Source organism: Segniliparus sp. (assembly GCF_051660745.1).
Classification (GTDB): Bacteria; Actinomycetota; Actinomycetes; order Mycobacteriales; family Mycobacteriaceae; genus Segniliparus.
This window is the reverse complement of sequence record NZ_JBOFQF010000004.1, coordinates 81,934-88,486: the sequence shown is the minus strand read 5'-3', so window position 1 is coordinate 88,486 and position 6,553 is coordinate 81,934. Positions and strand designations below refer to the sequence as shown.

Annotated in this window: 5 protein-coding genes and 1 tRNA gene; 2 read left to right on the top strand and 4 right to left on the bottom strand. The window is 66.0% G+C overall.

What is annotated here, in order from left to right:
- Positions 1-42: 42 nt before the first annotated feature.
- Entirely contained in the window at positions 43-594 is a 552-nt protein-coding gene (locus ACRC20_RS02370; RefSeq protein WP_438684730.1) for a hypothetical protein, read from the bottom strand.
- A 254-nt stretch (positions 595-848) separates the two neighbouring features.
- On the opposite strand from ACRC20_RS02370, the gene ACRC20_RS02365 reads away from it, so the two are divergent.
- A complete protein-coding gene (locus ACRC20_RS02365; protein ID WP_438684729.1) occupies positions 849-1,865 on the top strand; it encodes a hypothetical protein in 1,017 nt (338 codons plus the stop codon).
- A gap of 45 nt (positions 1,866-1,910) precedes the next feature.
- Here ACRC20_RS02365 and ACRC20_RS02360 read toward each other — a convergent pair.
- The 3 genes from ACRC20_RS02360 to ACRC20_RS02350 form a co-directional block, all read right to left on the bottom strand.
- Positions 1,911-1,996, bottom strand: a tRNA-Ser gene (locus ACRC20_RS02360).
- A 145-nt stretch (positions 1,997-2,141) separates the two neighbouring features.
- Positions 2,142-4,994 (bottom strand): RND family transporter, encoded by a 2,853-nt coding sequence (locus tag ACRC20_RS02355; protein WP_438684728.1) that lies wholly within the window; start codon positions 4,992-4,994, stop codon positions 2,142-2,144.
- A complete protein-coding gene (locus ACRC20_RS02350; RefSeq protein WP_438684727.1) occupies positions 4,991-5,434 on the bottom strand; it encodes an MmpS family transport accessory protein in 444 nt (147 codons plus the stop codon). Before ACRC20_RS02350 ends, ACRC20_RS02355 begins: the two co-directional genes overlap by 4 nt.
- 294 nt (positions 5,435-5,728) lie before the next feature.
- Between ACRC20_RS02350 and ACRC20_RS02345 the strand changes: the two genes are divergently transcribed.
- Positions 5,729-6,460: a TetR family transcriptional regulator gene (locus ACRC20_RS02345; RefSeq protein WP_438684726.1), complete on the top strand. Its 732-nt coding sequence runs from the start codon at positions 5,729-5,731 to the stop codon at positions 6,458-6,460.
- Positions 6,461-6,553: the final 93 nt, after the last annotated feature.

The following is a 6,553-nucleotide window of genomic DNA, read 5'->3' as shown; positions in this document are numbered from 1 at the left end:
GGCGGCCCCCAGTGGGGGCCGCCGCACTTTTCTGTTCAGAGACTACTGGTCGATGCAGGCGCGAAGGCTGTCGTCCAGCGCCTTGTCGAACGCGCCGAGCGCGCCGGAGGTGTCGCCGCCGTCGCCGTTGTGGTCGATGGTGGAGATCAAGTCCTTGCCCGCCGCGATCGCGTCGCGCAGCGCGTCGGAGGCTTCGCCGCCGCCAAGGCCCTGCTGCAGGTTCGCCAGCAGCGGGGGAAGCCCGCTGTCGACCCGGCTGCGGGCCTCGCGGACGTCGCCGTCGGTCCATTCCCAGCCGTCGGACTTCGTGGCGACCTTGAGCGGCCACGTGGTGTCGTCGATCTGGGTCTTGTTGCTGCGGATCACGGTGCAGGCCGAGCCGCTGCTGGAGCTCGCCGGGATGGGAGCGACCGTGGTCGGCGCGACCGTGGTCGGGGCCTCGGCGGTCGGGGCAGGCGCCTCAGACGTCGGGGCCTCCGCAGTCGGCGCGGGCGGGGCGGGCTCCGGGTCGGCCATCGCCAAAGACGAGCCGAGCGCGCTGAACATCAGCGCCGCGGCCACCACAAGCCCGCGAGAGGCCTTCGTTCCATGCATAGCGAACTCCATTTCTTTCGTCTGAGTTTTCACTCATGTGTCCAGAACGGCCAAAGCCGCTGCCTTCGATCGAGAAGACCCTACCTTCCCATCCTGGAGGAATCCTGTGAGGATAGCCGAAACACGCTGTGATCGGCGAATCCGTGCCCCCATCGCAATCCCGAGGCCCGCGCCGATCCGGCGTGGCACTAATCTATGCGTGATCAGCAATCCGAGTCCCGCGCTCGGCAAGCATCCCGAGGGGAGAGTATTCCATGAGCAGCCCCCACGAACCCAACTGGCCCGGGCAGCAATACCCGCAGCGACCAGGGCAGTCGCCCCACCGGCCGCCGTACCCGCCCCAATACCCGCCGCAGTACCCCGCGCCGCCGTCCCAGCACGCCCAGTACCCGCCGCAGCGCCCCGCGCCGTATGGATACCCCCAAGAGGCCCGCAAACCCCGGAACACGACCCTGCTCTGGGTCGGCGCGGGCAGCGTCCTCGCATTGGTGCTCGTCGTGGCCGCAGTCGTGCTGCTGCTCGGCAAATCTCGCGGGGAGACCGCGCCCCAGCCCCCGCAGAACACCGCGATGGGGCCGGGAGCCGCCTCCACGGGCAGCTCCGCCCAGCCCTCGACCGGGGCGAGCCGCCCGAACCTTCTCGACAAGAGCGCCGAGCAGCTGCTGCCGCTCATGCCGACGGCCGCAGACTTCCCGCAAGGCACCCAAGTCCTGCCGTTCATCGACCGGGCAGGCGAGGCCAACAGCGAGGACCGGGCGAAACCGCTCCCCCCCGAGGCGACGAATCCGCCCGGCTGCTGGACCCACCTGGAGATCCGCAAGAACCGCGACGACATCCCCGACATCACCAGGATCGTCACAACGCAGGCCAAGAACGCACAGGGCAAGACCATCGCCGCCGCGCAGATCACGAAGGAGAACAACGGCGTCGACGCTCTTGAGCAGTCGAAATCGTGGCTCGGGCGATGCCAGGAGTTCGACTTCGTCCAGCAGCTCAAAGACGGCCAGCCGCCGATCCATTTCAAAATGTCCCCGCTGCCGGAGCCTGCAGGCTTCTCCGACCCGTTCTTCGGGGCGAAGTTCACCGAGCTCGGCCCGAACGGCCCCCGCGCGTACCGGTACTTCTTCGCCGCGCGCGTGCGAGGCCTTTTGGTGCTGTCCGAGGGCGTGTGCGACCTCTCCTCCTGCGACGAGAGCCAGAACGCGCAGATATCGCAGCAGATCCCCATCATGTTCTCGAAGATCGTGCAGGGTTTGCGCAACGCGCAGTGACGAACGCGGCGCTTGCGCAGTTCTTGCGGAAGTAGAGGCCTAGGGCGGAAGTAGAGGGATTTGAACCCCCGGAGGTTTTTACCCTCACCCGCTTTCAAGGCGGGCGCATTCGGCCGCTCTGCCATACTTCCTCGGACGGCTCCGCAGAGTCCGGAGCCGTCCTAGTGTAGCCGGAACAGCCCTCCGGGGGTTCACCTGTGTTTGCCTGGACGCCACGAGCCTCGCTCCTCGGCCCTGCGCGCCCGGGCCTCCACGTCCGCTCCCGGCGCCTTCCGCTCAGCTCCTGCCGAGCAGCCGGTCCGCGCGGCTCGGCGCCGCCGGGCGCTGGCGCACGACCCTCGGCCACCAGAACACCGGCCCGAGCAGGCGCACAATGCACGGCACGACCAGTGCGCGCACGACCAAGGTGTCCAAGAGGAGGCCGAGCGCGACAGTCGAGCCCATCTGGCCGATATTCTTCAAATCGCTCGACAGCATCGCCGCCATTGTCGCGGCGAACACCAGGCCCGCCGTGGTCACGACCTTGCCCGAGCTCGCCACCGCTCGGATGAGGCCGGTGTTCAGCCCGGCGTGGTTCTCCTCCATACATCGCGAGATGAGCAGCAGGTTGTAGTCCGATCCCACCGCCACCAAGATGATGAAGGTGATCGGCAGGACCAGCCAGCTCAGCGGCAGCCCGACGAAATGCTGCCACACCAGCACGGACAGCCCGAACGCCCCGGAGAAGGAGAACGCGACCGTTCCGACGATGACGAACGCGGCGACCACGCTCCTGGTGATGAGCAGCATGATCAGGAAGATCAGCGCGAAGGCGGCGGTGGCCGCGAGGAGCAGGTCGTATTTGAGCCCTTCGCTGATGTCCCAGTACGTCGCGGCCGAGCCGCCGATGTAGATCCGCGCGCCCGCCAGGGTCGTCCCCTTGATCGATTCCCTCGCGGCCGCCATCAGCGACTTGTCGTGCTGGATGCCTTCCGGGGTCAGCGCCTCGCCGTCGTGGAAGACGATGACGCGGGCCGCCTTGCCGTCGGGCGACATGAGGTAGTAGAGGCCCACCTGGAAGTCCGGGCTGTCGAACGACTCGGGCGGCATGTAGAAGAACTCGTCGTTCTGCGACTCGTCGAACGCGCGCCCGAGGTCCTGCATCTGCTTCCCGAGCGTCTTCATCTGGGTCAGCATCGGCCACATCGTGCTCTGCTCGGTGAGCAGGACTTTGTTCATCTGCTCCAGCTGCGCCATCGTCCTGCCGGTGACGTCGACGAGCTGCGGCGTGACGGTGTCTTGGATGACGGCGGCTTTGACGCTGTCGTTCATCTCGTCGGCCATTTTGTCGACTTGGTCCATCAGGTCGAACATCGACCGGCCCGCCCAGCACCAGGGGATCTCGTAGCAGTACGTCTCCCAGTAGAAGAAGTTGCGGAACGGGCGGAAGTAGTCGTCGACGTACCCGACGTCGTCCCGCATCGTGTTCGTGATCTCCTTCATGTCTTCGGCGACTTTGAGGGTGATGTGGGCCGATCCCGCCTGCTGCTGGGTCAGCGCCTTCTGCTCGCCGAGCAGCGCGGTCATGCGCTTGGTGATGTCCGACATCTCGGTGAAGCGCCCGGTGAGGTCGTCGAGGAACGGGACCATCTCGTTGATCTTGGTCCCCATCGAGCCCATGGTGTAGGTGAACGACGTGTGCTCCATCGGCCGCCCCAACGGCCTCGTGATCGACTGGACCATGCCGACTCCGGGGGTGTGGAAGATCGACTTGGCGACCCGGTCCAACGCGATCAGGTCCGTCGCGTTGCGCATGTCGTGGTCCGATTCGACCATGAACATGTCGGAGTTCAGCTTGCTGACCGGGTAGTGGCGGTCGGCCGCGTCGAGCGCCTGGCGCGCGGGCGTCCCGGCGGGGACGGTGTAGCGGTCGTCGTAGAGCGGGCGGTAGGTCGGCAACGTGAGCGACCCGATCAGCACCACCGGGATCGCCGCGACCAGGATGCGGCCCGGCCAGCGGACGACGCAGACGCCCACCTTGCGCCAGACCCCCTGGCTGTGCTTCCCCTTCGGGTCGAAGAGCCCGATGTGGCTGCCGAGCGAGAGCAGCGCGGGGCCGAGCGTGAGCGCCGCCGCCACCGCGGTCAGCATCGCCAGCGCGCAGGGGATGCCCATGGTGCTGAAGTAATTGAGCCGGGTGAAGTGCAGGCAGAACGTCGCGCCCGCGACCGCGCAGCCGGAGCCGAGGACGACGTGGGTCGTGCCGCTGAACGCCGAGTAGTACGCGGTCTCCCGGTCTTCGCCCATGTGGCGCGCCTCGTGGTAGCGGCCGACGAGGAAGATCGCGTAGTCCGTGCCCGCGCCGAGGATGAGCGAGACCAGGATATTCGACGCGAAGGTCGAGATGCCGATGTAGTGGTAGAAGGCGAGGGAGGACACGATCCCCCGGCCCGCGATCAGCTCCAAGATGACCGTGGCGAGCACCAAGAGCAGCGTGGCGATCGACCGGTAGACGATCAGCAGCATGATCGTGATGATGATGATCGTCGTGAACATCATCTTGTTCATGCTCTCGTCGCCGACCTTGAGCATGTCGGAGGAGAGCGCCGCCGCGCCGCCGACGTAGACGCGCGTGCCCGGCGGGGGCTTGAGCTTCTCCACCGTCGTGCGAATGGCCATCGTCGACTCGTCGGAGAGCGTCGACCCCATATCGCCCGCCGCGCGCACCAAGGTGAAGGAGGCCTTGGCGTCGGAGCTCTGCACCCCTGGCGCGGTGAAGCCCCGGTTCCACATGTCCATGACGTACTGGACGTGCTTTTTGTCCTTTTTCAGCTCCGTGACCAAGCGGTTGTAGAACTCGTGGTCTTGCTGGTTCAGCTTGTGGTCGCCCTCGATGAGGATCATCCCCAGCGTGTTGGAGTCCGACTCTTTGAACACCTGGCCGATATGCACGAGCGCTTTGGTGGACGGGGCGTCCAACGGCACGAGCGGTCCCTGGTTGTCGTGGGTGACCGGCTCGAGCTGCGGCGCGATGACGTTCACCACGACCGCGAACGCGACCCAGAGGAGCACGACGAGGATCGAGCCCTTCCGGATCACTTTGCCGAACAAGGATCGTTTCTGCTGTTCATGCGGGGCCGTGTTGCTCATGCGGACAACACCTGGCAGAAGACGCCCGCGTGCTCCCCGCTCGTGGTGTGCTCGTCGCGGACCTCGCCGTTGACCGAGATCCGGCAGCCGATGAAGCCGCCGTCGGTCTGCGCCGTGATGTCGCCGGTGCCGACGGGCACGACGATGGTCTCGGTGTGCGTCCACGGCAGCGACGTGATCTGCACGTCCACAGACTTCGTGTCTTTATCCCAGTAGTCGATCCGGCCCCATTGCCGGAAATCTCCGAAAACCTCGTAGGTGATCTTCTTCGGATTGAACTCCACGATGGCGAATTTCTTGTCCAAGGTCCCGGTCTCGTCCTTCGACCCGAAGATCCCATGCGCCCTGACCATGATGAGGGCCGCCACGGAGACGACCACGAGGCAGAGGGCGGGCAACCATGCCAGTTTGAACAGACGACGAGTACGAGAAACGCTCACAACACACCTTTTGAGGGGCGAGGACCGCCTGACGAGGCGGTCGGACGAGAAGGGTTCTAAGCCCGCTTCGGAGCACGGGTGAGGCCTGGCTCTAGCACGGGTCCTCGTATGCTCCTCGAATCATCCTATGACCTATCGGGCAATTCGACGGCCCGGTTTTCCGTGGCATTTCTCACCGTCCTCTCAGGGAATATTCAGCTTTCAGGTCCGGTTGATCAAAAATTGGCCCTAAGCCCGCCCTTACTTCCGCAGGCCTTGCTGCAAAAGCGATCCAAAGGTGCTACCGTACAAACGATGAGCCCGATTGCTGATCCGTCTTCAACGCCCAGCGGTTCCGTCCAATCTTCGACAGGCGCCGCCGCTCCCCGCGTGAAGGCCCCGCGCAAGCCCGCCGCCACGAAAAAGAACCCGGCGAGCCGGATTCCCATCCCCAAACGCCAGCGCCGCCCAACGCGCGCGGAGGTCCGCAAGCGCCTGCTCGACGCCGCGTTGATCGTGTTCGGCGAGCTCGGCTACACGGCGGCCTCGCTCGACATCGTCGCGGCGGCCGCGGGCCTCACCAAGGGCGCCGTCTACAGCAACTTCTCCAGCAAGGACGAGCTGTACTTCGCCATGATCGAGGACCAGTTGGAGCGGCGCGTCGCCGAGACCAACTTCGCGGCGAGCGGGTCCGCCGACCTCGACGAGATCAGCCGGTTCTTCACCGCGAACGTCTTCAAAGAGCGCCACTGGGAGCTGGTGTGGCTCGAGTACTGGGCCCGCGTTGTCCGCGAGGAAGACCTCCGCCAGCCCTTCCTCGCCGCGCGCGCGCAGTTCGCGGGCCGCATCAAGGAGGCCTTCGGGCCGGTCCGGGAGAGCCTCGAAAAACAGGCCAAAGGCAAGAAGGCCGCCGTGGAGCTCACCGAGGAAGAGCTCGCGGTCGTGCTGCTGGCGGTCAACGAGGGCCTGACGGTCCAAGCCCTGCCGAGCCCCGACACGTACCCGAAAGAGCTACTCGGCAAAGTGCTCCACAAACTCCTTTCCTGACCCTTCCCGGGGTCCGCGCGGCGCCTCGCGGCGTTGCCCTCGCCTCGTGCACCCGCACCGCCTCCGTACACGTCGGCTCGTTGCGCCTTGCGA